The organism is Lysinibacillus sp. KCTC 33748 (assembly GCF_002237755.1).
Lineage (GTDB): Bacteria > Bacillota > Bacilli > Bacillales_A > Planococcaceae > Lysinibacillus.
On record NZ_MWSJ01000003.1, the window covers coordinates 352,893 to 377,580 of the forward strand.

The window sequence follows — 24,688 nt, forward strand, 5'->3', positions numbered from 1 at the left end:
CACTTAAGAGAGATAATCCGATAGGTGTTGGCCAATTGATTAAAAGGGGGTAACTACATATGCCATATTCTAAAAGAATACTTTGTGTTACCCGTGGAATATGTCTTATATAGGTTTTGAGCATGAATAAGTACCTTGTTTTTCACAAGAAAACCCCCTTCATTTGATATTATTTCTTTTAGTGTAAGTGGATTTATTATAAGGTCCTTATTAAATTATTTCTTACAACAGAAAGATATGTTGATGGAATATGCGGATCATTTCATTTCAAAGTAACTTTTAGAAATGAGAAACGTTGTAATAAATACATTATTAAATAGGAGGGGGATACCGGGACACTATGCCATTAACATTTGCTCATCCGGCGGCAGTATTACCTTTCACCAGAAAAAGTAAATATATTAATTTTTCCGCAATGGTTTTAGGTAGTATGGCGCCTGACTTTGAATATTTTTTACGAGGTCAACCTATAGGAGAGATAGGGCATACCTACACAGGTTTTTTTCTATTCAATCTCCCATTAGTAGTAATGATTTACTTTATTTATCATCGAATTATACGTTTGAAAGTAATCCACCATTTACCTAACTTTCTGCAGGATACATCCAGCTACAAAGTGGTGGGAAGTAAAAAATGGAAGACAGTCATTTTTTGTTACTCAGCATTGTTTGGAATGTTAACGCATGTAGTATGGGATTCTTTTACACATACAAATGGATTTATGGTAAGGAATTTCCCAACTCTGACCTATACCTTCAATCTGTATGGCTATCAAATACCCATTTATAAATTTTTGCAACATGGTAGTACACTTTTGGGGATTTCACTTATTATCGGTTATGTGTATTACAGAGCATCATTAAATAAGAATAAAGATATTCCGAAAATTTCCGCTAAAAAGAAGCTCGATTTTTGGGTTTTAATATTTATTTTAACGCTACTATATGTATGTCTTTGGTACATAATCGATAGGTTATCGATTAACAGCTATGGAATAATGGTTGTACGTATCATCGATTCATTTTTGGGAAGTATACTAACCGTTTGCTTAGCTATGACATATCATCAAAACAAATCAAATTATCGAAATAATAATTTGCAATAGGTCCTTTTTTATCTGGCATTAACTGCTATAGAATACTGATGGAGACAAATAACGAATAGGGGACGATAAAAACCCCACTGATTTATAATTTCTATATAACAGGGGGTTAATATAAAGGCAAAAATAAGCTTTGGATATAAGATGATGTCCATACTCTTTCAAAAAATCATAATGTTTTTACTTGCTCAATCTTTAATCCGAAAATTTGAGGCGGTTCAATCTTGTTCATTTGTAAGTATGAAGAGATTTGCCCACGATGATGGATTTCATGTTCGGGAATGGACATAAGTATTCTCCAAGCACTAACTTCATGACCATGAAGGATTAAAACCTTTTTTGACAATATATCATTGCCGATTTTCAGTAAACCCTCTGTTAATTTAACTTGGCATGACTCTAAATAATTTGAAATATCCTCAAGAGAAGTCCCCATACTAGTATCATGTCCTGCATACGTCCACGAACCATGTTCAAATATACCAAGAAACATCAAACGAGCTGATGCAATATGTCGCAATAAATCACCTATAGAAAATTTATCTTCTGAAGGTTTCCAATCTAAAAGTTCTTCATTTATTACCTTTACATATTGTATCGTTCGTTTATGAACGCCCTCTAAATATTTTACATATTCCTCAATGTCATGAATCATGTCTTCACTCTCCGTTTTTTTCTGACTTTTATTACTTATATACTTATTTTTTTGAAATTATTTTCTTGGAAATTTAAATAATAGGAATGGTTAATGTAAATATTGTTCCTACATTTTTGCTTACTTTTAAGAGAATTGAACGCTCTTTTCTTAAGGAATTTATCTCCTTTTTCGATTCGAAAGAAGGAAGAACAACATGATGACAAAGGCCGAATAGGTGAAGATCCAAGTAAATTGCCAATAAAAACTGTTAGGGATTGATTTAATGGAGTCTTCTGAGCCCATCATTTCTAATGAAAGGCGGACAGGGGGAAGTAACCAAATAAGTCCTTTGATCTGAAGAATTGTTTCTTTTAAAGTAGCAATGACGACAGAAACAATTAAGATGCCAAGTACACCCCACCAAGTATTTTGTTTATTTTTAACGAGTTCTCTCGTAAATATAGCTGAAAGTGCAATCGCTAGTACAGCTAAACTAAAATGTGAGAGGAATCCTAGTAATTGATGTATAAATCTTGGTTTTTCTCCAAAGGCGCCAATAAGAGTAGGGTAGACTACTGATACAAAGCTTAAGAAAAAACCAATGAGTACACAAATTATAAAAATTCCTAAATTATAGTGTGTTCGACTTTTGGCATGAAGTGTTGTTATTACTTTTTGTCCTTCATCTTCCGCGTGAAATAGTGTAATTGTAAACCACCCCATTAGAAAAAATAGAATGATAGCTGTAAACGAATAACTATCTAATATTGGATTTGGTACAAAAGTATAATTAACAACAAGACATAATATGAAAATTGAAAAAGGTGGAACGTATTGATAGGTTCTTAAATAATTAATAAATTGATAACGTAATAAACTAGTCATATCGGCGTCTATTCTTCCTCATTAAAAATGGGTATAGAATTGTTCCTCCTTTTCATTGATCGGGATTAATTGTTTAATTGAGGTTTTTTTGTGTAGTAGCTCTAATAATACTCGGTCTGTTTCCGCGGCCTTAATAATGGTGATAACCTCATAACAACCGTTGTCTAAAAGATTTTGTTGTTGAATTTCAAGAATGGGTAGCATGTCATCCAATAAATTCAAGCTTGAAATCTCAAAAATTAATTTATTTTCTAATGTATGACTCTTATGTAATGAATCAGTTTGATTGACTTTGTTATTTTGAATAACAAGAACGGTATCAACAAGATGTTGAAGTAATTTTGGTTCGTGACATGTTAAAACGATACTTATCCCTTTAGCCTTTAATATCGAAAGGGTTTCTTCTAAATCACTTTGGGCTTTAGGATCAAGTCCTGATAGTGGCTCATCTAAGATTAGCAGGTCTGTGTCTTCAAGCATTGCCTGCATAATCATAACCTTTTGTTTCATACCTTTAGAAAAGTTAACAATCCGAATGTTTCGAGCTTCCTGTAAATGAAATAATTCAAGTAACTCATTTATTTTTTGCTGTAGTTGTTTTTTGGTCATGCCTCGAATACGGCCCATATGATAAAGATATTCTTCTGGCGTAAATAAAATATGTGAAGGGGTCACTTCTGGCACATAGCCAATTTTTAATGATTGTCGATGCTTCACAATAGAACCACTGTCAGCGTCAACTAATTCCGCAATAATTTTTAGAAGGGTACTCTTACCTGCTCCATTTTTTCCTACAATAGCTATAATTTGATTAGCGTAAATAGAAAATGTAGCATGTTCTAAGATTTTTTTACCTCTATACTGTTTAGAAATGTTCTGTATTTCCATAATCGTATTCATCTTTACACACCTTTATTTTTAGGCTTTTTATTATAAGTCATTTTCGTTTCTATATGTCCGTACTTACGAAACTTTAGACCATTATCTGTAAAATAAGTATAGATGAATACTAGTACTTTTGTTAATAGAAATTTGGAGTTATTTTCTAATTTTATGTATAAGTTTCCCACCTTTGTAACAGGGGATGATTTCCGTTCCGGCTGGGCGCTTTGTCGCTGTCGCTTCGCTTCCGCACAGAGCAAAGCTTTCTGGGGACGTCCAGCCGGAACGAAGTTCAACTTATGTTCATGGCATGCGTTTTAATAAACGTCATTGCCAACATTTTTGTGAAAGGCCAGTCAGTAAAAAAGGCTCTGCCTAATGTTTGAGCAGAACCTTATGATTACAGGTGTGTTGATTGGGTGAAAATGGGTTTTCTATTGAACGAAGAAAAGGATTTTTTGTTGCTGTTTTGCTAATATACCTCCCATTTTTAACTGATTGTAGCGTAGGGCTACTCGACTCCCGCGGGAAAGCGAGACAGACGACCCTGCACGGAGCACAGCGGAGGAAGCGGCTCGACGCTCGCCCGCAGGAAAGCGAGTAGCCCGTAGCGGAAATAAGAGCCTTCTAAATTAATTCGGGTGAAAAAAAGGTTAACCAACGCACTTTTTTTGATTATAATGATCGATATTTTTTGAGACTTACAATATTTAATGTAATAAATACAAGAGCGAAACAAGCAAGAATCGCTAAGTCGGCTAGAATCTCACTAAAGGTATATCCTTTATACATAACCCCATTCAACGCGTCAGCGGCATAGTATAGTGGCATAATTCGACCTATATTTTGTAGCCACTCCACCATATTATCCAGTGGGAAAATACCTGAAAAGAAAATTTGCGGCACAATGACAAGCGGGATAAATTGCATCATTTGAAACTCTGAAGCGGCAAAACTTGATAACAGAGCTCCTAATGATAATGAAACAAGTGCAACAACAATATTGATTAGTAGCACAAGCCAAATGGAGCCAACGTGTACAATATCAAGGACATAAACCCCGAATAGCACAATAATAATTGTTTGAATAAAAGCAAACAATCCATAACCAATCATATAACCAGCGACAATTTCAGAACGTTTAATCGGTGTCGCTAGTAAGCGTTCCAAAGTCCCAGAAGTTCGTTCTTTTAACAACGCTATACCTGTAATTAAAAAGACGAAAAAGAATACAAAGAAGCCTGTTAGCATCGGGCTGAAAATATCAAAAATAGCGGTATTTTCATCGCCATATACATAATCAGTTTTCAACTTCATCATGGCAGATTGTTCGGGCTGTAAAACCTGAGAAAGCTTCATCTTTAAAGCCTTAGCTGTTGAAGGATCATCATTTAATAATGTGAGCTTCAATTGAGTTTGCTGAAAAGCTAGCCAGCCATCATAATTTTCTTCTTTTAGACTGGCAATAGAAAAATCATTTTTTTCGATAACATGAAAATCCGCATCTTCAAGCTTTTCAATTATTGAAGCAGGTCCATTTGATACGACTAGTGTCATGTCAGGTTCGTTACTATTAAAAACAAAATACATTAACGAAAGCACAAGAAGAGGGGCAAAAAATAATAAGCCAAGTGTACGTTTATCACGTATCATTTGCTGCATAATTCTAGTAACAATTGCACCGATTCTCATAGTGCTTCACCTCCTGCTTTTAAAAACACTTCATCAAAATCCTTTGCTTGATAATGAGCCTTCAATTCATGAGGTGTTCCATGCGCGATAATATGACCATTACGTAGCATAGCTAGCTGGTCACAGCGCTCTGCTTCATCCATTGCATGTGTCGTTACTAAAATTGTTTTATGCTCATCGTTTTTTAGACGAATTAACTCCTGCCAAATTTCTTTTTTCAATACGGGATCAATCCCAACAGTTGGCTCATCTAAAATTAACAACTTGGGATTTTGGATAAGGGCAATTGCAAGGGATAATCTCCGTTTCATCCCCCCAGAATAATTCAACACTTTAGTATTTAAATCATCCGTTAAATGAACAAGGCTTGCAGCATAATTGACACGCTCCGTACGTTCTTTTTTGGATAATCGATAAAGCTTAGCAAAAAAATGGAGATTCTCTTCACCGGTTAAATCCAAATACAGTGCATCAGATTGTGCCATATAACCGATATCCGTCAGTAATTGCTTATGGGGGACTGTATGATTTAACACTTGAATATGACCATTATCGGGCTTGATCATTCCCATAATCATTTTAATTAACGTCGTTTTTCCACAGCCTGAAGGGCCAAGTAAGCCAATAAGCTGTCCCTTAGGAATTTCTAAGGAAAGCGGGGCAATTACTTGTTTTTGGTGAAACTTTTTTTCTATGGAGTTTAATGAAATTGCATTGTTTCCCATATATCCATCTCTCCTTTACTGAACACAGTGTTGATACCTGAAATTTTAAGGCAGTGAATGGGGAATTACAATAAACAAATAACTAAAAAGTGTTAACTGACTACTCCCACAGCTAAAGCAGTGGGGTTCTTATATACTTAAGAGAAGCGTCACAAAGCTCTCCACAGATCATGTCCTGTGTACAACATCTTTGATTTATCTTCTGTTCTATAAGACTTTCTTATTTACACAACCGATGTTGTGTTGACAATAAGTATTAACGAAGGCAGGTAGCTCTACCTACGGAGGAATACCCCTACTTGATTTTGGATACCCATGCTAAGAGGGAATGTTTTCTTTACTTGTCTTAAGTCTTCTATATGTTGATTGTGCAACGCTAAAAAGGTAGTAAACGTTTTATGACATAAGTCTCGATTCGTTTGTTGTAAATTTGGTTCACTATTCATCAGTAAAAACGCACTGTATAAATCTCGTTGTACGAGATGAATGCCAATTTGACACCAACGTTGAAGGAGTTTTTTCTTTTCATAACTGTCTGTCACATGGTTGTACTGACTGGCTCTAAAAGTTGTTTTTTTCTGAATATTCATAATATACAATATAATCATATGTTCTATAAAGAAAAAAGCACTCCATTCCTCCCACCTCTGAAGAATTGGGCTTCCGGAAGCTCAATTCTGTGATTTTGAATTTCAACAGATTACCTAGTCCAAACAAATTCATAGTACATAGTAGCTATAATCATTAAATTCAATGAGTAATAGTGCAGTTTTTAACAACTAAGGGTGTATACCGCCTAAAAATTTTAAAAAATAACTATTTTACTAAATTAGATTGTTGGAAATTAATAAAAAAGACCCGATAAATAAGGTAAATGCTGTAATGACTACTACTTTTTGAACTTGTTGTAATTATTGAGGTAACCATTGAGGTAACCATTGAGGTAATCATCTAACAACATGGCTAAATACTAACGGAATAAAGTGATAATACAATGGGGGTTCTAAATGTCTATTCACGATATCATGAATTTTGAAACGAAACGAGCTATAAAACTTGCATTACTTGTACAAATAGAGAAAGTAGGTTTTGAGCGAGTAACAGTAAAAAACCTAGCTATTACTGCAAATATTAATCGAGGAACTTTTTATCTACATTATAAAGATAAATTTGAAGTGATGGAGGATTTGCAGCAGGAATTATTAAGTGGACTAGAGAGCTATGTAAAAAACGTTCAACCACTAGATGCTTTTCACTCGATAAAAATAGGCCAACTATATCAGCCATTTATTGCAGTATTTCAATTTATTAAAGAGCATGCAAGAGCTTTTCGAATTATTTTAGGAGAGCAAGGGAGCCCCGCCTTTAACAGGAGAATGAAGAAAGTTTTTAGTAATCATATTTTGGATAGAATCTCTGTGATTCGAGAAGAAGGGCTTGACCCAGAGTTTCTACAATACTTTGAGGCTTTTTTAACTTCCGCGATTTTAGGTGTTATTCAGGAGTGGTTACGCAGTGGAGATGAGAATTTAAACGTGGAGGAGTTAGCCATGATTCATTTTAGGTTATTGCGCTTCCTTGGTAATTTGGCATCTTTGCAGCAATGAGTTTTTATATTCCTAAGTTTAAGAATCTGCTTGCTACAAGATAAGCAAGCAGATTCTGACGTTTAGCTTTACAAATGCAAATCACGTTTAACAAAAACATGAATAGCTAGCATATAGCATAACAGCCCAATTACAAACAATGCTCCTAGCATCCAAATGGACGAGCTATTTTGAGCCATTAATTTTTCAGGTGCAAACAATGAGTAAATGGTGAAGTACTTAAGCTTTTCTAAAGAACCACCCATATTACTAAGTGCTTGAATTAAATAAAAAAGAATAGGAATTCCTGTACTATATGCATAAGAGGTTCTTAAATCTTTGCTACTGCAGGATACTAAAAAGCAGTAGCCACTAATGGCAAAGTGTAAGAAAAAAAGACCGATATTTAATGTCAAAAAAGCACTTAAATCCAGTTCATTTGGAAATAGAATCCCTGAAAATAAGATGGCTATTAAAGTTGTTACCGTGAGCAGTATAAAGATACTGGCAACCAAAAAAAATGCTTGCGTGAAGACAATTTTAAAACGTGTATTCGGTGTTGCAATTAAGTATGCCATGGAACCATTATCGATATAGCCCATCATTAGTTTATTTGCCAACATAATAATAAAGACTAACGGCAAAACAAGTAATAAAAATCCATATAAATAAGTAGATAGAAATTCAATTAACGAATTGCCTATGTTACTCATCCCAAATGCTGACATCAATTCTGGCATTGTTTCAGTAAGCTTATTAAGAGTATTGCTCATTTCAGGGTTATACATATAGACAATACTAATGATATAGAGCATTAATACAGCGAGAGTCAGCGATTGCTTCCGTCGCTACAATTTTGCCGGCATTAAGGATTGCTACACGGTCACAAGTTTTTTCAATTTCTTCAATCATATGAGAGGACATGAATATGGTCGTTCCTTTTTCTTTTTCAGCTAAAATATAATCGATAAACTTTGTTTGTATAAGAGGATCTAATCCACTTGTCGGTTCATCTAGAATGACTATCTCTGGGTTATGCATAAATGCGCAGATGAGACCTACTTTTTGCTTCATACCCTTCGACATTTTCTTAATAAGCCCAGTAGCATTTAATTCAAAGTATTGCATGAGTTCATGAGCTCTTGTTAAATCATTTAACCCTCGCATTTGGGCAATAAATTTGATGAATTGTTGTCCAGTCATTTTATCGATGAATGCAATTTCACCAGGTAAATAGCCTACGAATTTTTGAATTTCAGCTGTAGATTGGCGACAATCTAACCCATTAATAAAACACTGACCTTGTGTCGGCTGTAAGAAGCCCATTAAGTGCCGAATTGTTGTAGATTTACCTGCACCATTGGGTCCTAAAAATCCGAACACTTCACCTTTTTCGATTTGTAAGTCCACATTCTGTACACTATAAAAATCTCCAAACTTTTTTGTTAGATTATTGACCTCAATCATTGCCATACATTTCACCCCTTCGACTGTTCTTTATAATGATTATAAGACTAATTTTCAAAAAATAAATTACTATAAAATGCAACTCTAAACAGTGGGGCTAAATGGCTGTGCGATATAAAAAAGAACATGAATGGCTTCTTTAAAAAGACTCCATCATGTTCTACGCCAAGTGAGGGCAGCTTGAAGATATTTATTCGCCATAATAATTATTCAGTGCTACTTCTAAACGTTCTTCTAGGTGCTTCGAAATATAACCCAACACAAATTGTTCTTTTTCCATCTCAATTTGGGAGGAACGAAAAAGTTTTCTGAAATAGCCTGCATTATTCTCTATAGAATATTGCTGTAATGCTTCTGTCCGTAATGTCGACACAATTTCATTTTCAATATGACGCTCACGAATTTTTTGCACAATTTCCTTCACGCTATTCTCTTGCAGTTCTGAAATTTGTTTTTGTAAATTTTCGTTTACTAGCTTAAGCTCAGCTGTTTCTTTTTGAATTTCTTCTACTTGAAGGTCCGATTCAGAGGATACTAATTGTATTTTTTGTGCGAGAAAATCTTGATTGATCGTCACTTGTAGGGCGCCATGTTCTTCGTCTGGGAGAATATTAAAAAGCCCAGTTTGAATCATTTGCTGAAGCACATTTCCAAGAACATCAACCTTATTCGCTAAATCATCAGTACCCATAGTTGTTGCAGTTATTTGGTGTTTAATGAGTTGATCATTGTCATCAATTCCTAGTAAAAGCTTTAAGCCTTTGACGCGGTGTTCATCTTTTAGCAGTAAAATCATTCGAAGTCTTAAGATGGCAGGAAGGTTCAAACGAATATTAGTATTAGGGCTATTCGTAGCATTATCAAAAATATACTGTTCGAACGGTTTAATATAATAGCGAAGCATCGCATCCGTTATTTCAAACCAGCTAGCGACTTCTGAAGTAGAATAATAATTTGTTTTCTCAATATGTGCTAAATAGCCGTCATTATAAAGTATTTCTTCTGAAGGTGTATTTTGTATTACGGCAAACAATGGATCATGTTGTACCATTCCGAGTACCAATTCTTTTGCATTATTTAGTTTAAGCATCCTTTCACACCCCACTTATTTTTCCGTATCAATTATTCCTTATATAGGTTTCTATTCTATTGGAAGCAATTGTATGACTATTTTGTAAAGGAAATAATCATTAGAACCAATGACCAAACAACCTTTTTTTGGACTCTTAAGAAAAATTTAAGAAATCTCCTCGGAAATCTTTAAGAAATGCTCTTTATATTAAAAGTATTCAAATAATACTTTGATCGGGGAGAAAATGTATGTTAACGTTCCTTACTGAATTTATAAAACATCCAAAAACGATAGGTGCGATTTCGCCTAGTTCTAAAAAATTAGCAAAAAAAATGGTCGGCCAAATATGTTTTGAAAATGCCCGATGTATTGTTGAGCTAGGTCCGGGTACGGGTTCATTTACGAAAGAATTAGTGAAAAGAAAAGAGCAGTCAACAAAGTTAATTCTTATTGAAAATAATAAAGTTTTTTGTGAAAAGCTTCGTGAACAATTTGAACATGAGCCGAGTATAATCGTAATACATGGATCAGCTGAGGATTTATGCGATTATATGTCAGCATTAAATATTAAAAAAATTGATTATGTCGTATCTGGATTACCTTTTACATCATTGAATCCTGCCATTTCATCACGTATTTTACAAAATGTAAAGGAGTGCTTAGAAGATGGAGAATTTATCACATTCCAATATTCACTTGTTAGGAAATCCTTTATCCAAAATTATTTTAAGGACATTTCACATGAAAAAGTATGGATTAACCTTCCACCAGCCTATGTACTCAGCTGCAAACTTGGAAATGTGAGGGCTAGCTAATGGGATTACAAGATCTTCTATCATATATTGAGCAATACGGTTATTTTGCTTTATTTTTTAGCTTATGGCTAGGAATCGTTGGTATGCCCCTTCCGGATGAGATGATTGTTATGAGTGGTGGACTTTTATCATCGTTAGGAAAAATGAGTGTGTTGAAAGCTTTTGTACTAACTTATCTTGGCGCAGTTTCAGGACTTTCCTTAGGGTTTATCCTTGGAAAGGTGTTTGGTCATAAAATACTTGATAAATTGGTGAAAAAGAACAAGGCTAAATATTTATTACAGTCAAAAGAATTAATAGATAGGTATGGTCATTTTGCTTTAGTGATAAGCTATTTCATACCAATTGTGAGACATATACTTCCGTATTTAGTAGGTATGAATAACATGTCATTTAAAAAATACGCTTTGTATTACTACACAGCAGGTTTTGTTTGGACATTGATTTACTTTACACTTGGATTGTTCTTTGGAAAACACATTGAAAGCATTTCCACGCTTGCGACGAAATACGGTATTTACTTTGGTGCTTTCGTTAGTATTGCAGGATGTTTTTATTATTTATATACACGAAAATTAAAGTCGGTATCAGAATGAATTTATTATTTTTATATACGAAAAATAAAAAAATAGTTAAAATTAGGAACTGTAATTATGAATAGGAATATTTTGCATGAAATAGGTTGATTGGAGCGAAGACTGAACGCCCTAGGAAGCTTTGCTCTGTGCGAAAGCGAAGCGACAGCAACAAAGCGCCAAGTTGGAACGAAAATCAACCTCATGTTATGATGCTAGGTCTGATTACATACAACTGACAATTTAAAATACTTTGAAATTTGGTGGAATTAGATGACGAAAGAAACAATACTGATAGTTGATGATGAAAAAGAGATTAGAAATCTTATTGCTATTTATTTAAAAAATGAAGGCTACGATATTCTAGAAGCAAGTGACGGAGAGGAGGGCTTAAGTCTTTTAAAGAAACATAAAGTGCATTTAATTGTTCTAGATATTATGATGCCGAACGTGGATGGCATTGAAATGTGTATGAAGGTAAGGGAAATAGCCGAGATGCCTATTATTATGCTGTCAGCAAAGTCTCAGGATATGGATAAAATCGTTGGATTATCAATAGGGGCAGATGATTATGTAACAAAGCCCTTTAACCCTTTAGAGCTAATTGCGCGCATAAAATCTCAACTTCGTAGATATATCAAAATGAATCGACTAGATAGTATGAACGAAAGTGAGTTAGAGATTGGTGATCTGCGAATTAATACCGACACACATGAAGTAATCGTCAACAATGAAAAGGTAAAGCTTACGCCAAGGGAGTTTTCTATTCTTGAATTACTTGCAAGAAATCAAGGCATAGTCATGAGCGCTGAGCAAATTTATGAAAAGGTTTGGAAGGAAGAGGCTATACAGTCTGAAAATACGGTAATGGTACATATACGAAAAATTCGAGAAAGAATTGAGACAAATCCAAGAAATCCTCAATATATTAAAACCGTATGGGGAGTAGGTTATAAAATTGAGAAAGATCATTAAGCCATTTAAATACTTACTAAGTAAACTAAAAATACTAATTGTAAAGGCTATTACGGAAGTACGAGAAAGTATTAGAGTCCAACTATTAACGACTTTTATTTTTTGTGCATTTTTAGGACTACTTGCTGCACGGGTCACGCTCCCGTTTGTTTTAAATATCAATGAAACAGCTACAGTTGATTATAGTCAAGGAATGCAGCAGATAAATTTTCAAGCGCAGCAAGTTGCAGAATTAGCTGTCAATGATAATAGTATAGAATCCTTACAGCAAATGATTGAATCAGAAAATGACAAATTAGCACTAAATCAGGGTGCGTTGAAAGTGTTAGTTACCGATGAGAGCGGAAAGGTATTGTATAAGACGAAACAAGTGGAAGAGGAACAAATTGATTTACATAATAAAATTAGAAATGTAATGGATTTTGCGATAAATCACCCACTTTATAATTATGAAATACCGGCAATCGAACAATCGCGGCAAGAATTTATTGCCTTTTATCCATTAACTTTAGATAATAAAAACTTTTATTTGTTCGTTAGTGGAATTCCCGAGGGGACGGTTATTGCAAAGTCGACAGAGGGTATTATCCCTTTATTTATTGGAATTGTTGTATTTGCTTTCTCATTCTTCTATATAACGAAAAGAAAAATGAAACAAATCGAGGCGCTGGCTAAGGGGGTTAAGGAAATCGCAAAAGGAGATTTAACCTATCGGATTGAGAAAAAAGGAATTGATGAAATCGCTTTATTAACAGAGAATGTAAATCATATGACCGAAGCTATTATGACCAATATAGAGATGGAACGGAAGATTGAAAAACAAAAAAATGAATTAATTACGAATGTTTCACATGACCTACGAACACCACTTACTTCGATTATGGGCTATTTACGATTATTAAGAGATGAAAGGTATGACACAAAGGAGCAATATGATGAGTATATAAAAATTGCTTTCTCAAAATCTGAACAGTTAAAGAACCTGATTGAAGATTTATTTGAATATACGAAGCTAACGAATGACAGCATTGTCCTTGGGCAACAGGAGGTATGTATGAATGAGCTTCTCGATCAGCTAATTGAGGAGTTGATTCCGCAAGCGGAGGAAAATCATCGTACATTTATTAAAAATTTCTCAGAGGAGAGGATTTTTGCTTCAGTGGATTCTGAAAAAATTGTCAGGGTCTTTGATAATTTATTAATGAATGCCATTAAATATTGTTCGGGTGACGGTGAGATTTTTGTTTCTCTTGAAAGAAAACAAAGTAATGTTCAAATCTGTGTTGCAAATGAAAGTGATGAATTTACATCTGAAGAGCTAACGAGCTTATTTGAGAGATTTTATAAAAAAGATCAATCTAGAACTAGTGTAGCGGAAGGCTCAGGACTTGGACTTGCTATTGCAAAGAGCATTGTAGAACTACATGGTGGCAAAATCGACGCGAAGTATAAGGATGGTATGCTGCAGTTTATCATCGAACTGCCTGTTACAGCTTTGTAAGAAAGGTAGCATTAGAGCAATGCTACCTTTTTTATGGGCGAATTAGTTGCTCAATAGTGAGAATATGATTGATATTAGAGTCTGGAAGGCTCTTTTGTAAGTGCATAAAATTATTTTTGTCCTTAATAATAATTTGAATTTCTGTATAGCTATATTGTTTTTGGACTTCTTGAACATATTCTGTAATTTTCAATAAATGATGTGGGTTTTTTATTTCTACTTCTACAAAAAAGGGCAGCGTTAATTGATGAAAACTTAAGCAACCGCGACGAATCCAAATCGCTTCATTGACGTAATAACGGATAGGTAATTGACGATTACTTGCGATAAATAAGTCCATTTATGTCTCCTTTTTTATATCATGATGTTAATAGTGATGGATAGAACCATCCAAGTGATGGATAGAACCGTCAAAATGACGGATAGAATCGTCAAAGTGATGGATAGAATCGTCAAAATGACGGATAGAATCGTCAAAATGACGGATAGAATCGTCAAAATGATGGATAGAATCGTCAAAATGACGGATAGAATCGTCAAAATGACGGATAGAATCGTCAAAATGATGGATAGAATCGTCAAAATGATGGATAGAATCGTCAAAGTGACGGATAGAATCGTCAAAGTGATGGATAGAACCGTCAAAATGACGGATAGAACCGTCAAAATGACGGATAGAATCGTCAAAATGATGGATAGAATCGTCAAAGTGACGGATAGAATCGTCAAAGTGACGGATAGAACCGTCAAAATGACGGATAGAACCGTCAAAATGACGGATAGAACCATCAAAATGATGGATAGAACCATCAAAATGATGGATAGAATCGTCAAAGCGACGGATAGAGAACCCTCAAAGACAGATACGCATACATCAATCGTCGTCTTTAGAAAATATTTTAACGCAATTGATTGCACTTCGTCATCTTGCAAGTTTATTGAAGAATTTCATTTCTAATTACGTCAATACTATATGTTATATTTGGCTGTAAAAGGGGACATTTTGATGAAGAAAATGATGCTATTTACATTATTGCTACTTTTTGCAGTTTGCTTTACTCCAATATTTGTTCACGCTAAGGAGAACCAGGAAGAAGACTTAGTTAGTAGATTTATGCCATCGAATGCGTCACTTATAAGCCCTGAAAAACCTTTCTCCACACGGCCAATTCAACTTTATGACTTTGACCACGATGGACAGAAAGAAATAATATTCACTTATAAAATTAAGGCAAAGGATTACCCTTCTCAGTTTGGATCAATAGTGCTAAAAAAACACAATACAGATTGGCGAAAGATTTGGGAAACCAAAATGCAAGGTGTCGATTTGGATTTTTCTGATTTGGTAGATATTACTGGTGATGGCACAAAAGAATATTTATTTGGTGTGACAATTGGAGCGGCAATGGGAAGCAATCTGGAAGTGTTCCAATGGATCAATAACTCATTCCAAAAGATTGCTGAAGTTCCTTATCATAAAATGGACATTGTAAATGGTGTACAAAAAGTCGGTCTAGCAGTTTGGCAAATGTATATTGGTGATAGCTATTTAGTGGATGTACTAAAATGGAATGGTGAAAAGTTAGTCTATAACGAAGAATTATATTCTAATTACTATCCAATCATCGAAAAGTTTTATAAAGAAAAAATTTCAAAAATGGATGCCTGGTTTTATTGGTATTGCCTTGCAGATGCCCAGATCAAAGCAAATAAATTTGAAGAAGCAACTAAATCTATTCAAAAGGGGATTGCATTAGCTAAAAAATTATCAATGAAGGATGTAATCGAAGACTTTAATGATTTAAAAGAAAGACGAGATAATAAACAAAAGCATTCGCCAAAATAAAAACGCACATTACTAAAAATCATTTAGCAATGTGCGTTTTTTTATTTGGATAGGGAGTAGACTTTAGTGAATATCACGTTTTTTGAAGTTACCACCACGTACCTCTGAAACATCAGAAATAACTACGAAGGCTCCTTCATCAATATCTTTAATAATCGATACAAGTTTATTTTCTTCCATACGGTTAATGACACAGTTTAATATATCAGTAGGTTCATTGGAGAAACCGCCACGCCCTTTTGTATATGTAACCCCACGTCCTAATCGAGCTTGGATCGCATCACCAATTTCCTCTGATTTTGCGCTGACAACACGAACATCTTTTGATTTTTCTAAACCTACTTGAATAATATCGATAACGTTTTTCGCAATGTAGTACGTTAAAGCTGAGTATAGTGCGCTCTCTAAGCCAAAAATAAAGCTTGCCCCTAAGAAAATAAAGGCATTAATAAATAATATAATATCCCCGACTGAAAACGGAATTTTACGTGATAACAACACGGCTAAAACTTCAGAGCCATCTAAAGCGCCACCATTACGTAAGACAATCCCAATCCCAACACCTAATAGCATACCACCAGATAAAACAATTAATAGTGGATCACTCGGACCTAAAATTGTTTTAACATCATGCATAAGCACTGTGGAAATAGATAGAGCTGCAATCCCAGCAGTACTCATTAATGCAAAAGTTTTACCTACTTGTTTGTAGCCAATATAAATAAACGGAATGTTTAATACAAAGAGCAGTACGCCTAATGGTATACCAAAAAGAGTTGCGCCCATAATACTAATACCCGTCACACCACCATCAATGACTTCGTTCGGAATTAATACCGCTTCAAGTCCATATGCTGCGATGACAGCGCCAATTATAATCATGATAAATTTTCTTGTGTTTTCAACTGACTTACTTCTTTTCATAAATCTTCTCCATTTCTTTACCTAAAATACTACTTAAGGTTTTGGAATAATATTTAGTGCTATTGTTTTTGTCTCAGTATCTGTCTCTTTATTAGAGTCGGCCATATTATAGTATTTATTTATTAAATTATTTAATTCATTTTCAAAGTTATTGAATTGATCATTCGTTAACGTTAAATCAATAAATGAAAAAGTTGCACAATCTGCAAGACTTTCTTCTTCATTAAGTGAATGTAAATAATTTTGATATTGAGATAGTAAAGCTAATTGATAGTAGGAAACATAATTTAATTTTTGTTTGATCGTTAGTTGAGCCCAATCCTCCTTATTAAGTTTTTCTGCTCCTTCATTTACTGCATAAAATTTTTCTGTAACAGAACGTACTTTTCGCTCTTTCACAATTTTTATGATGTTTTCATCCACTAAAATTTGAATGTGCCGATACAAAGTAGCTTGAGGTACATCCTTTATGATAGAAATCATCTCCAAGGTGCTTAAGCCATCTTCTTTCTCGTGCATGAGAGCTTGTAAAATTTTCATTCTCACAGGGTGCATTAATACCTCTGCTTTATTCCGCATAAAACGATCCTCCTATCAGATGGAATCAAGGGAAGCAATCAAATGTTATCAATATGAGAACATTACCAAAAAATATACTATAGGTTTTTTTAAAGGATGTACAGTAAAAAGGGAATGAAATTTTTTACATATTCTGTTATCATTATCGATAACGATAATGAAAGAGGTGTTAGAAATGAAATTACACTATGGTTTTGATGATTTACAGCAATTAGATTGGGCAAGTATACTTCCAATCATTTTGCCATTTATATTTGTAGGATTTGTTCTAATCATTGTTGCTTTATTCGACTTATACCGGCACCGAGATACGAGAGAAAACATACTAATGTGGACCATTATTATTTTGTTCTGTAATTCAATTGGTTCTGTTCTATACTTCATTATTGGTAGAAAGGATGTAAATAAACGTGCGCTTAGAAATTAAAAATATTACGAAAAAGTTTAAACAAAAAACAGCCGTAAATGATTTTTCAATGGTCATTGATGCTAGTGAGTGTGTCGGGTTAATTGGACCAAATGGAGCGGGGAAATCCACGTTAATTCAAATCATTGCCGACATTCTGAATGCAGACAAAGGAGAAATTCTTCTTGATGGTCAAAAGATTTCATCTATGAGAAATCAAATTGGTTACTTACCTCAGTATCCTAATTTTTTCTCATGGATGACAGCATTTGAAACATTGTCCTTTATGGGGACACTTTCTGGTATAGCAAAAAATGAATTGCAAAAAGAAATCCCAGTGCTTTTAGAAAAGGTCGGCTTAGGGAATGAAGCACATAGTCATGTCGGGACATTTTCTGGTGGTATGAAGCAACGCCTTGGCATTGCGCAAGCATTATTGCATAAGCCAGCTTTAATGATTATGGATGAACCGGTATCAGCGCTAGATCCAATAGGGAGAAGAGAAGTGTTGGATCTATTGAAAGAGATTAAACAAGAAACGACAGTTTTAATATCAACGCACATATTGAGCGATGCGGAGGAAATTTGTGAGCGCTTTGTAATGATTAAAAATGGTCACAAAATAGAAGATGCTACAAAGTCAGAGCTACTTAAACGCCATCAAGAATCAGCTATCTTTTTAATGATCAGAAAGGCAGATTCTCAATGGTTAACAATGATTGAACATTTACCATATGTGAAGAAAATCGAAGGCTGTGGAGATGGCTTCAAAATACACGTTGAAAATTTGGAAACAGATGCTAATCGACTAATACAGCATGGATTAGATTCAAAGGTGATGTTTACTAAATTTGAAGTGGGTATTCAAGACAATCTAGAAGAAATATTTTTAGAATTGGTGGTGTAATAGAATGAGTGCTTTTATTGCATTAAGCAAAAAAGAAGTACAGCAAATGGCAAGGGAATTTAAAATTTTTTGGCTCCCAATCGTATTTATTTTACTAGGGCTAACTCAGCCGATTATGATGTATTTTTTACCTGTTATTTTGCAATCAGCGGGTGGTATTGAAGGTATAATAATTGATCCTACGATGGCAAAGCCTGTGGGACAGGAGGTACTAGCCTCAACATTAAATTCACAATTTGATCAGCTAGGCATTATTATATTGGTCGTTGCCACTATGAGCATTATTCAAGGGGAAAAAGCGAATGGCATGATGGCATTTATCTTAACAAGGCCAGTATCGATATCTTCTTATTTAAATAGTAAAATCATTATCCATTATATATTGGCGGTTATATGTATAGCTCTTGGCTATGCAGTGTCCTATGGCTATTCAGCGTATTTATTTACTTCGGTTCCTATGACGCAAGCTATGTGGGCTTTAGCATTTTATTGTGTTTGGCTATTATTCATCATAACGTTTGTTGCAATGATGAGTACATTTTTTAATAGTCCTGCATTTATTGCACTAATAAGTATTGTTAGCCTATTATGTTGTCGTTTTATCGCTGGACTACATCCATTAATAGATGTTGTGAATCCTGCTAGTAATAGTATGTATGCAACAAATATTTTAATGTCGGGTGATGTGGGATCTTGGGTTGGCATCAATATTGTAGTAACGCTGCTGTTAGTTGTATTGATGATCGTGACTATGCAAAGTTTCATTGAGAAAAAGAAATTTTAACTTCTTTCAGTTAATGTTTTGGTAGAGTAAGTGAAATGTCAATTACAGAAGTCTCCACTTCTACTTAGGCGAGGAGCATATGAAAGGATACGTAAACAATTGAATGTAAAAATAGATCCAAAGAGTAATACTCCTTTTTATCAGCAATTAACCCAGCAACTTCTTTTTGAAATAGCAAAAGGGAACTTGCAAAATGGTGACCCATTGCCTTCCATTCGTGATTTAGCAGCTGAAACAAACCTCAATCTTCATACTGTTCATAAAAGCTACAAGGAGCTTCAAAAGAAGGGAATACTTGCTATAAAACCTAACTCAAAAGCAATTGTTAGGAAACCCACTAAAGCAAAGGGGATCGACCTTCAACAAATTTCTTTTAAAGTCGAACAAATAATGTGTGAAGCTTATGTTTTAAGTATTAGTGAACATCAACTACAACAGATGTTTCAAGAAAATTTGCGGAAATATTTTAGTGAGCGTTAAGAGAGAAAGAGATGGCTGCTGCAATAACAGAAGCAAGCCATCTCTTATTAATTAGCATGTATTTTAGTAAACTCATCTTTTGTCATTCCAAAATAAACTTCATCGTAAAATGTACCATTTGTATAAATCATATTTCTTAAGCGGCCTTCCTCCACAAAGCGTAATTTTTTATGTAAAGCTATAGAAGATGCGTTAAAGGAGTAAACACAAATGGTTGCTTTCTGATAGCGAAGTTCTAAGAAATAATGTTTTAAAATGGTTAAAATCATATCTTTTGCATATCCTTTGCCTCTATATGGAGGAAATATCGTTATAGCGTAATCAAAGGTTCCATTCTTTGCATCACATCCAGAAACTTCAATGGTCCCCACGGCATTGTTCGAAGCATCCTCCGCAATCCAGTAAAAATCATCACTCTCTGTAGATGCCCCTTGTGATGATATTTCATTAATCCATTCTTCAATTTGCTGATTTGTCCGAGGAAAAGCGATGGAGTCGAGGTTTTTTAGTATATCATCATCTAAATTTTCAAATATACGAATGTCCTCAGACTTAGGCGCTCTTAAACGTATTTTATCTCCACACCAATAGGATACTTTCATTGAATTACCTACCTTTCTAATTTGAACAGTTAAATTATACCATGGTAATTGTTTGGAAGAAAAAAACAAGAAACTACTAAAATAGTTTCCTGCTTTTACAATGTTATATTAAAAATACCGCCACAATGGTTGTAATCACAAGACCAATTGCCACGGGCAATAAATTACGCCTCGCAAGCTCGAAGGGACTAACATTACAAATCGCAGCTGCTGGGATTAATGCCCAGGGAATGATCGTTCCTCCACCGATACAAGACATTTTGTTATTTTGCAGATACAATGATTACTTCACGAGGATATTTACTGCCTCTATAATCATCTATGGTATCAACAACAATTCTTTTGAAAATTGTAGTCATTAAAATTTTACGGTCATAGCTATCAGCATCTTGCCAAAGTGCATCTATATTTTTTATAATGTTCAATATTTCTGTATTATCATTTTTAGAACTTTGTATTGTTGATAATTCTTTTTTTAATTCCTTTTCGCGTTCTCTCAAAACCTGTGTTTCAGCTATTAGTTCATCTATATCCATTAGATCATTTTCATACATTACTTTTTTCTTCTTTAACAATTTTTCAATTTGTTTGATTTCGTTAGTTATATCAATTGTATGGTTATCATCTGTTTTAATATCTTCAACATAAAAATCTAAACGTTTAATATAATCATTTAGAAATAGAAAAACGGATTTAATTAAATTTTCTTCTAAAAAAATATGGCTCGTACATGATTTGCCAGCTTTTTTGCCTGAGCATCTATATGTTTTTCGACCATTTCCACCTCTGTGTCCTGAAACAGAACTTCCGCATCGATTACATATGAGTATGCTAGAAAAATAATAGTCGCTTACTTCACGTTTACCACCGAATGTTCGACGTTTATCCAAAATATTTTGTAATGCCCAAAATTCGTCACGGTCAATGATAGGTTCGTGAATACCTTCATAAAAAGTCTGTTCACGTGGAGGCTTCTTATAATTTTTCCCGCCCTCATTATGTCTAATATAACCAGCATACGTAAGGTTATTAGCCATGCCTCGCACGGTATCTACGTGCCATTCACCTTTATTTCGAGAAGGTATACCTCTATTTGTTAGATGTACAGCTATTGAATAAAACCCCAGCGTCTTAGAAAGATTAAAAACTTCTCTTACTATTTTGGCTTCATCTTCATTAATTACTAATTTTTCATTTTCTAATTTATATCCATATGGTGTAATACCACCTGGCCATTCTCCTATCTTTGCTTTTTGCAACATATTTATACTAACTCGCTCAGATATTGTTTCGCGTTCCCATTGGGCCATTGCTGCAACAAGGGTAATTAAAAAGCGTCCAATTGCTGTGGTGGTATCAAATGCTTCTGTCACAGATCTAATAGCAATATTGTTTGCATCAAAAATTTTAAGTAAATTATCTAAATCACTAACAGATCGTACAAGTCTGTCTAATTTGTAAAATACAACAACATCAAATTTTTTATTATTTGCATCTGTAATTAAGCGTTCCATAGCTGGTCTATTTAAGTTTTTAGCACTGAAACCATCATCTATATAATGTTCAGATAGTTCCCATCCTTGTGATTCAATAAATTTTTTATTTAATTCTGATTGAGAATCTATACTGTAACCTTCTTTAGCCTGTTCATCTGTTGATACACGTACATAAGAAATACATTTCATGCATTAATTCTCCTTTCGTGTGTATAAGAAAAGAGCAAACGAATGTCTGCTCCTAATTTATTTATATACTTAATTAAAATTCAACAATCAATTTTTCTAATTTACCAATGATACGAACATTTTTATCCGTCATAGGGTTGAAGATTCTTGGAGGATAATTTGAATTTTCACTTTGAAGAATAAAGCTTCCGTTTGTTCTAAAGACTCTTTTCAATACAATTTCATCATCCACACAAACAGCTGCTATTTCCCCATTTTCAACTTCTTCCTGTTTTCGCATAAATAAAATGTCTCCATCGTAGATCCTTGCACCCATCATTGAATCACCACTTGCACGAACATAAAAATAATCTCCACTTTTTATCCAATCTTCAGGAGTTGTTCGATACTCTGTAGGTGTTTCGAAAACCAATAAACCTTCTCCGCATGAAACATTGCCATACAGAGGGAGCCTCACTTCACATGTATCGTCATATTCATCTACTTCAAAAAAGTGAGTAAAAGGTACATTGAAAAGTTCTGCCATCACCATGATTTTATCCATTAAAGGTTTATTAGCATTACGTTCCCAAGCTGAAACAGCAGTAGGTGCTACACCTAATTTTTTTGCTAAATCGTCTTGTGTCAATTTAAATTCCTTACGCAATGTTTTAATTTTTTCGCCTACAGTCACTATGTATCTCCTCCTTGACTTTATTATACAATCGAGCTGTAAAAAAGTACAGTAAATCTGAAACTTTAATATCATTTTATCCAACAACTACAGAATATATGCAGTAAAGTGTTGAAAATACAGAAAATCTGTAGTATCTTAAGTGCAGGAGGTGAGCAGATGTGCAATACACATTAGAACAAGCCCGTATTTTAGCAGGATTAACTCAAAAAGAAATGGCTAAAAAAATGAAGATGTCTGAGAAAACATATATACAGTATGAAAAATACAGACGAATCTTTCGTATGGATCAAGCTTATTTGTATATGAAACATGTAAATGTTCCGTTTGATACAATTATTTTTTTTGCAGGCCAACTACAGAATTTCTGTAGTTTAGATAAAATAGCTTGCACAATTTAGATATTGGGATGTGTTTTTAATCAGACAAGCTATTTCGACATATTCTGATAAAAAGGAGGGGGGATTGTGGAAGGCTTTGAAATATCTGAGGACAAAATTCATAAATTGATTCCTATTGTCGAAAGCATCCTATCTAAAAAGTATGGTAAAAAAATTGCACTACGTGATTTAACTGTTAACTCTATAACGGTTAATAAGAGAGATTGCGCGAAATAGCGCAGTCCCAAAAACAGAAATGTACAAGCCTTTTCTTGAAAAGATGTGTCCAATGAACATTAAGTCAGTGCCGGTTGCATTAGTTGGTGAAGCTTTAACAAGTGGTGTAAGCCCACTGTACGAATTACACCAGGTTGCTTGTGAATTACCATTAAACGTTCTATCTGATGTCAAACAGCGTATAGGTGACTGGCTAGCAAGTGGTGGGAAAGAAACGGACCCTTACATTAAAAAAACAAGTCGCGTATGCACAGAAAGTTTACCAGGCATTGAAAGGGGGTGAGATAGAGTGAATGATAATAAAAAATCCTCACAGGTTGCTGGAACAACTAGTGAGGTAGAAATCAAATTATTACTTAATGCCATTGAACAAGGAATGCAGTCAGTATTATTAAGAGACAAATATCTTAGAACTCTATTAGGCGTTCAAATAGTTTTACTTATACTTCTATTAATCAAATGACGCTATCAATTATTGAATCAATAAAAGCTCTTATTTCTGTTGTGTATGCAGAAATAAGTATAGTTGCTACCCAACCTATAGAGCTGAGTAAAAGTGAAGGTATTTTATTGAACTGATGATTGATTAAAAAACCAAGCACTACTGCAGGTATGTAGAAGATATCTTTAATGAAATACTTAGGATTTATCAGATACTTTCTCATCCAGAAAGAGTTGCGATCAAAGGCTTCATTCAATTTAAAGAAACTTTCAACTATTTTTTGTTCATCATCAAAGTCCTTGTATGATGGAGATCTAAAATAAACGCTACCAATTAAATCATTACTTAACGGTTTATTTCTAGCTATTAGTTCAAATGCATCTAACTTTGCTTCATGTGTACTAGCATTCTTATAAGAATTATATAGTCCCATTAGATAATTTAAGCGAGTATTTTTCCAAAATAGCTTTATAGGTCTTCTAAGATACATGAATAATATGAAAGCTAAAACTAATATTATTTTCAAAACTATCACCTACCTCTCTTCTAATAGTTTAGCAGATAGGAAATATAAGGAGGAATAAATATGCAAGCAGGATTGATTGTTGAAGGCATGGTTAATTCAATTCAACAACGAATTGTTGAATACGAGGAGATTTCAAATGATTTAGCACACGATTACATTCAGTCGGATATGCCATTCCCTACGGAAATTAAACAGCGTTATGACAATATTGGCACTTTGGCAGAAGGGTTACAAGAAGCTGTAGACATCATTAAACGAGGTGACTACATGCGAGAAGATGTTGATTTGTCAGGTGGCAATGTT

Annotated in this window: 33 protein-coding genes; 17 read left to right on the forward strand and 16 right to left on the reverse strand. The window is 34.2% G+C overall.

Annotation, left to right across the window (positions count from 1 at the left end):
• Positions 1–340 precede the first annotated feature (340 nt).
• On the forward strand, positions 341–1,105 hold the full coding sequence (locus tag B1B04_RS07465; protein WP_079560835.1) for a DUF4184 family protein: 765 nt from the start codon (positions 341–343) through the stop codon (positions 1,103–1,105).
• 166 nt (positions 1,106–1,271) lie between these two features.
• Here the strand turns inward: B1B04_RS07465 and B1B04_RS07470 are convergent, their stop codons facing one another.
• From B1B04_RS07470 to B1B04_RS07500, 6 genes are all read right to left on the reverse strand, one after another.
• Entirely contained in the window at positions 1,272–1,757 is a 486-nt protein-coding gene (locus tag B1B04_RS07470) for a DinB family protein (RefSeq protein ID WP_079560836.1), read from the reverse strand.
• Positions 1,758–1,916: 159 nt separating this feature from the next.
• Positions 1,917–2,624 (reverse strand): ABC transporter permease, encoded by a 708-nt coding sequence (locus tag B1B04_RS07475; RefSeq protein ID WP_079560837.1) that lies wholly within the window; start codon positions 2,622–2,624, stop codon positions 1,917–1,919.
• A 21-nt stretch (positions 2,625–2,645) separates the two neighbouring features.
• Positions 2,646–3,524, reverse strand: coding sequence for an ABC transporter ATP-binding protein (locus B1B04_RS07480; protein ID WP_079560838.1), 879 nt, complete (start codon positions 3,522–3,524; stop codon positions 2,646–2,648).
• A 657-nt stretch (positions 3,525–4,181) separates the two neighbouring features.
• The gene (locus tag B1B04_RS07490) at positions 4,182–5,198 is read right to left on the reverse strand and encodes an ABC transporter permease (RefSeq protein ID WP_079560840.1); all 1,017 of its coding nucleotides are present in this window, start codon (positions 5,196–5,198) and stop codon (positions 4,182–4,184) included.
• Entirely contained in the window at positions 5,195–5,923 is a 729-nt protein-coding gene (locus B1B04_RS07495; RefSeq protein WP_079560841.1) for an ABC transporter ATP-binding protein, read from the reverse strand. The genes B1B04_RS07490 and B1B04_RS07495 overlap by 4 nt, the downstream gene beginning before the upstream one ends.
• Before the next feature lie 275 nt (positions 5,924–6,198).
• Positions 6,199–6,513, reverse strand: coding sequence for a hypothetical protein (locus B1B04_RS07500; protein WP_240518233.1), 315 nt, complete (start codon positions 6,511–6,513; stop codon positions 6,199–6,201).
• 417 nt (positions 6,514–6,930) lie between these two features.
• Here B1B04_RS07500 and B1B04_RS07505 point away from each other — a divergent pair, with 417 nt between their 5' ends.
• Positions 6,931–7,530 (forward strand): TetR/AcrR family transcriptional regulator, encoded by a 600-nt coding sequence (locus B1B04_RS07505; RefSeq protein WP_079560842.1) that lies wholly within the window; start codon positions 6,931–6,933, stop codon positions 7,528–7,530.
• A 68-nt stretch (positions 7,531–7,598) separates the two neighbouring features.
• On the opposite strand, the gene B1B04_RS07510 is transcribed toward B1B04_RS07505, so the two are convergent.
• The 3 genes from B1B04_RS07510 to B1B04_RS07520 all read right to left on the reverse strand — a co-directional run bounded on the left by B1B04_RS07510 (position 7,599) and on the right by B1B04_RS07520 (position 10,066).
• Positions 7,599–8,282, reverse strand: a complete 684-nt coding sequence (locus B1B04_RS07510) for an ABC transporter permease subunit (RefSeq protein WP_240518234.1) — start codon at positions 8,280–8,282, stop codon at positions 7,599–7,601.
• Positions 8,283–8,307: 25 nt separating this feature from the next.
• Positions 8,308–8,982, reverse strand: a complete 675-nt coding sequence (locus B1B04_RS07515; RefSeq protein WP_240518235.1) for an ABC transporter ATP-binding protein — start codon at positions 8,980–8,982, stop codon at positions 8,308–8,310.
• A gap of 184 nt (positions 8,983–9,166) precedes the next feature.
• Positions 9,167–10,066 carry a hypothetical protein gene (locus B1B04_RS07520; RefSeq protein WP_079560844.1) on the reverse strand — a complete coding sequence of 300 codons (900 nt, stop codon included), beginning with the start codon at positions 10,064–10,066 and terminating at the stop codon, positions 9,167–9,169.
• Between the two features lie 230 nt (positions 10,067–10,296).
• Here B1B04_RS07520 and B1B04_RS07525 point away from each other — a divergent pair, with 230 nt between their 5' ends.
• The 4 genes from B1B04_RS07525 (at position 10,297) to B1B04_RS07540 (ending at position 13,914) form a co-directional block, all read left to right on the forward strand.
• Positions 10,297–10,863, forward strand: coding sequence for a class I SAM-dependent methyltransferase (locus B1B04_RS07525; RefSeq protein ID WP_079560845.1), 567 nt, complete (start codon positions 10,297–10,299; stop codon positions 10,861–10,863).
• A complete protein-coding gene (locus B1B04_RS07530; protein WP_079560846.1) occupies positions 10,863–11,459 on the forward strand; it encodes a DedA family protein in 597 nt (198 codons plus the stop codon). The genes B1B04_RS07525 and B1B04_RS07530 overlap by 1 nt, the downstream gene beginning before the upstream one ends.
• 252 nt (positions 11,460–11,711) lie before the next feature.
• Positions 11,712–12,413, forward strand: coding sequence for a response regulator transcription factor (locus B1B04_RS07535; RefSeq protein ID WP_079560847.1), 702 nt, complete (start codon positions 11,712–11,714; stop codon positions 12,411–12,413).
• Complete coding sequence (locus tag B1B04_RS07540) at positions 12,397–13,914, forward strand: sensor histidine kinase (RefSeq protein WP_079560848.1); 1,518 nt, start codon at positions 12,397–12,399, stop codon at positions 13,912–13,914. Before B1B04_RS07535 ends, B1B04_RS07540 begins: the two co-directional genes overlap by 17 nt.
• A 31-nt stretch (positions 13,915–13,945) precedes the next feature.
• Here B1B04_RS07540 and B1B04_RS07545 read toward each other — a convergent pair whose 3' ends face one another.
• Positions 13,946–14,254 carry a hypothetical protein gene (locus tag B1B04_RS07545; protein ID WP_079560849.1) on the reverse strand — a complete coding sequence of 103 codons (309 nt, stop codon included), beginning with the start codon at positions 14,252–14,254 and terminating at the stop codon, positions 13,946–13,948.
• A gap of 36 nt (positions 14,255–14,290) precedes the next feature.
• Between B1B04_RS07545 and B1B04_RS25915 the strand changes: the two genes are divergently transcribed.
• Complete coding sequence (locus B1B04_RS25915; protein ID WP_176166743.1) at positions 14,291–14,872, forward strand: methyl-accepting chemotaxis domain-containing protein; 582 nt, start codon at positions 14,291–14,293, stop codon at positions 14,870–14,872.
• A gap of 48 nt (positions 14,873–14,920) precedes the next feature.
• On the forward strand, positions 14,921–15,760 hold the full coding sequence (locus B1B04_RS07560) for a hypothetical protein (RefSeq protein WP_079560850.1): 840 nt from the start codon (positions 14,921–14,923) through the stop codon (positions 15,758–15,760).
• A gap of 63 nt (positions 15,761–15,823) precedes the next feature.
• On the opposite strand, the gene B1B04_RS07565 is transcribed toward B1B04_RS07560, so the two are convergent.
• Together B1B04_RS07565 and B1B04_RS07570 are read right to left on the reverse strand one after the other, a co-directional pair.
• On the reverse strand, positions 15,824–16,684 hold the full coding sequence (locus tag B1B04_RS07565; protein WP_079560851.1) for a YitT family protein: 861 nt from the start codon (positions 16,682–16,684) through the stop codon (positions 15,824–15,826).
• 33 nt (positions 16,685–16,717) lie between these two features.
• On the reverse strand, positions 16,718–17,263 hold the full coding sequence (locus B1B04_RS07570; RefSeq protein WP_079560852.1) for a helix-turn-helix domain-containing protein: 546 nt from the start codon (positions 17,261–17,263) through the stop codon (positions 16,718–16,720).
• Between the two features lie 175 nt (positions 17,264–17,438).
• Here B1B04_RS07570 and B1B04_RS07575 point away from each other — a divergent pair, with 175 nt between their 5' ends.
• The 4 genes from B1B04_RS07575 (at position 17,439) to B1B04_RS07590 (ending at position 19,840) form a co-directional block, all read left to right on the forward strand.
• On the forward strand, positions 17,439–17,690 hold the full coding sequence (locus B1B04_RS07575; protein ID WP_079560853.1) for a PLD nuclease N-terminal domain-containing protein: 252 nt from the start codon (positions 17,439–17,441) through the stop codon (positions 17,688–17,690).
• A complete protein-coding gene (locus B1B04_RS07580) occupies positions 17,674–18,576 on the forward strand; it encodes an ABC transporter ATP-binding protein (RefSeq protein ID WP_079560854.1) in 903 nt (300 codons plus the stop codon). The genes B1B04_RS07575 and B1B04_RS07580 overlap by 17 nt, the downstream gene beginning before the upstream one ends.
• Before the next feature lie 4 nt (positions 18,577–18,580).
• Positions 18,581–19,360 carry an ABC transporter permease gene (locus B1B04_RS07585; protein ID WP_079560855.1) on the forward strand — a complete coding sequence of 260 codons (780 nt, stop codon included), beginning with the start codon at positions 18,581–18,583 and terminating at the stop codon, positions 19,358–19,360.
• A gap of 99 nt (positions 19,361–19,459) precedes the next feature.
• Positions 19,460–19,840, forward strand: a complete 381-nt coding sequence (locus B1B04_RS07590) for a GntR family transcriptional regulator (protein ID WP_079560874.1) — start codon at positions 19,460–19,462, stop codon at positions 19,838–19,840.
• Positions 19,841–19,887: 47 nt separating this feature from the next.
• Here the strand turns inward: B1B04_RS07590 and B1B04_RS07595 are convergent, their stop codons facing one another.
• The 3 genes from B1B04_RS07595 to B1B04_RS07610 form a co-directional block, all read right to left on the reverse strand.
• On the reverse strand, positions 19,888–20,442 hold the full coding sequence (locus B1B04_RS07595; protein ID WP_079560856.1) for a GNAT family N-acetyltransferase: 555 nt from the start codon (positions 20,440–20,442) through the stop codon (positions 19,888–19,890).
• Positions 20,443–20,705: 263 nt separating this feature from the next.
• Positions 20,706–22,127 carry a recombinase family protein gene (locus tag B1B04_RS07605; RefSeq protein WP_079560857.1) on the reverse strand — a complete coding sequence of 474 codons (1,422 nt, stop codon included), beginning with the start codon at positions 22,125–22,127 and terminating at the stop codon, positions 20,706–20,708.
• A gap of 73 nt (positions 22,128–22,200) precedes the next feature.
• Complete coding sequence (locus tag B1B04_RS07610; RefSeq protein WP_079560858.1) at positions 22,201–22,800, reverse strand: LexA family protein; 600 nt, start codon at positions 22,798–22,800, stop codon at positions 22,201–22,203.
• Positions 22,801–22,961: 161 nt separating this feature from the next.
• On the opposite strand from B1B04_RS07610, the gene B1B04_RS07615 reads away from it, so the two are divergent.
• The 4 genes from B1B04_RS07615 to B1B04_RS25585 all read left to right on the forward strand — a co-directional run bounded on the left by B1B04_RS07615 (position 22,962) and on the right by B1B04_RS25585 (position 23,880).
• Positions 22,962–23,201: a helix-turn-helix transcriptional regulator gene (locus tag B1B04_RS07615; RefSeq protein ID WP_205756631.1), complete on the forward strand. Its 240-nt coding sequence runs from the start codon at positions 22,962–22,964 to the stop codon at positions 23,199–23,201.
• Positions 23,202–23,267: 66 nt separating this feature from the next.
• Positions 23,268–23,417, forward strand: coding sequence for a hypothetical protein (locus B1B04_RS25580; RefSeq protein WP_170938921.1), 150 nt, complete (start codon positions 23,268–23,270; stop codon positions 23,415–23,417).
• A 52-nt stretch (positions 23,418–23,469) separates the two neighbouring features.
• Positions 23,470–23,700 carry a DUF6877 family protein gene (locus B1B04_RS07620; RefSeq protein ID WP_079560859.1) on the forward strand — a complete coding sequence of 77 codons (231 nt, stop codon included), beginning with the start codon at positions 23,470–23,472 and terminating at the stop codon, positions 23,698–23,700.
• Between the two features lie 6 nt (positions 23,701–23,706).
• Positions 23,707–23,880: a hypothetical protein gene (locus B1B04_RS25585; RefSeq protein WP_170938922.1), complete on the forward strand. Its 174-nt coding sequence runs from the start codon at positions 23,707–23,709 to the stop codon at positions 23,878–23,880.
• Here the strand turns inward: B1B04_RS25585 and B1B04_RS07625 are convergent.
• A complete protein-coding gene (locus B1B04_RS07625) occupies positions 23,873–24,385 on the reverse strand; it encodes a hypothetical protein (RefSeq protein WP_079560860.1) in 513 nt (170 codons plus the stop codon). The two genes, B1B04_RS25585 and B1B04_RS07625, sit on opposite strands and share 8 nt — an antisense overlap.
• A gap of 60 nt (positions 24,386–24,445) precedes the next feature.
• Here B1B04_RS07625 and B1B04_RS07630 point away from each other — a divergent pair.
• Positions 24,446–24,688 (forward strand): hypothetical protein (locus B1B04_RS07630; protein WP_139376951.1); only part of this gene is annotated, 243 nt, incomplete at its 3' end.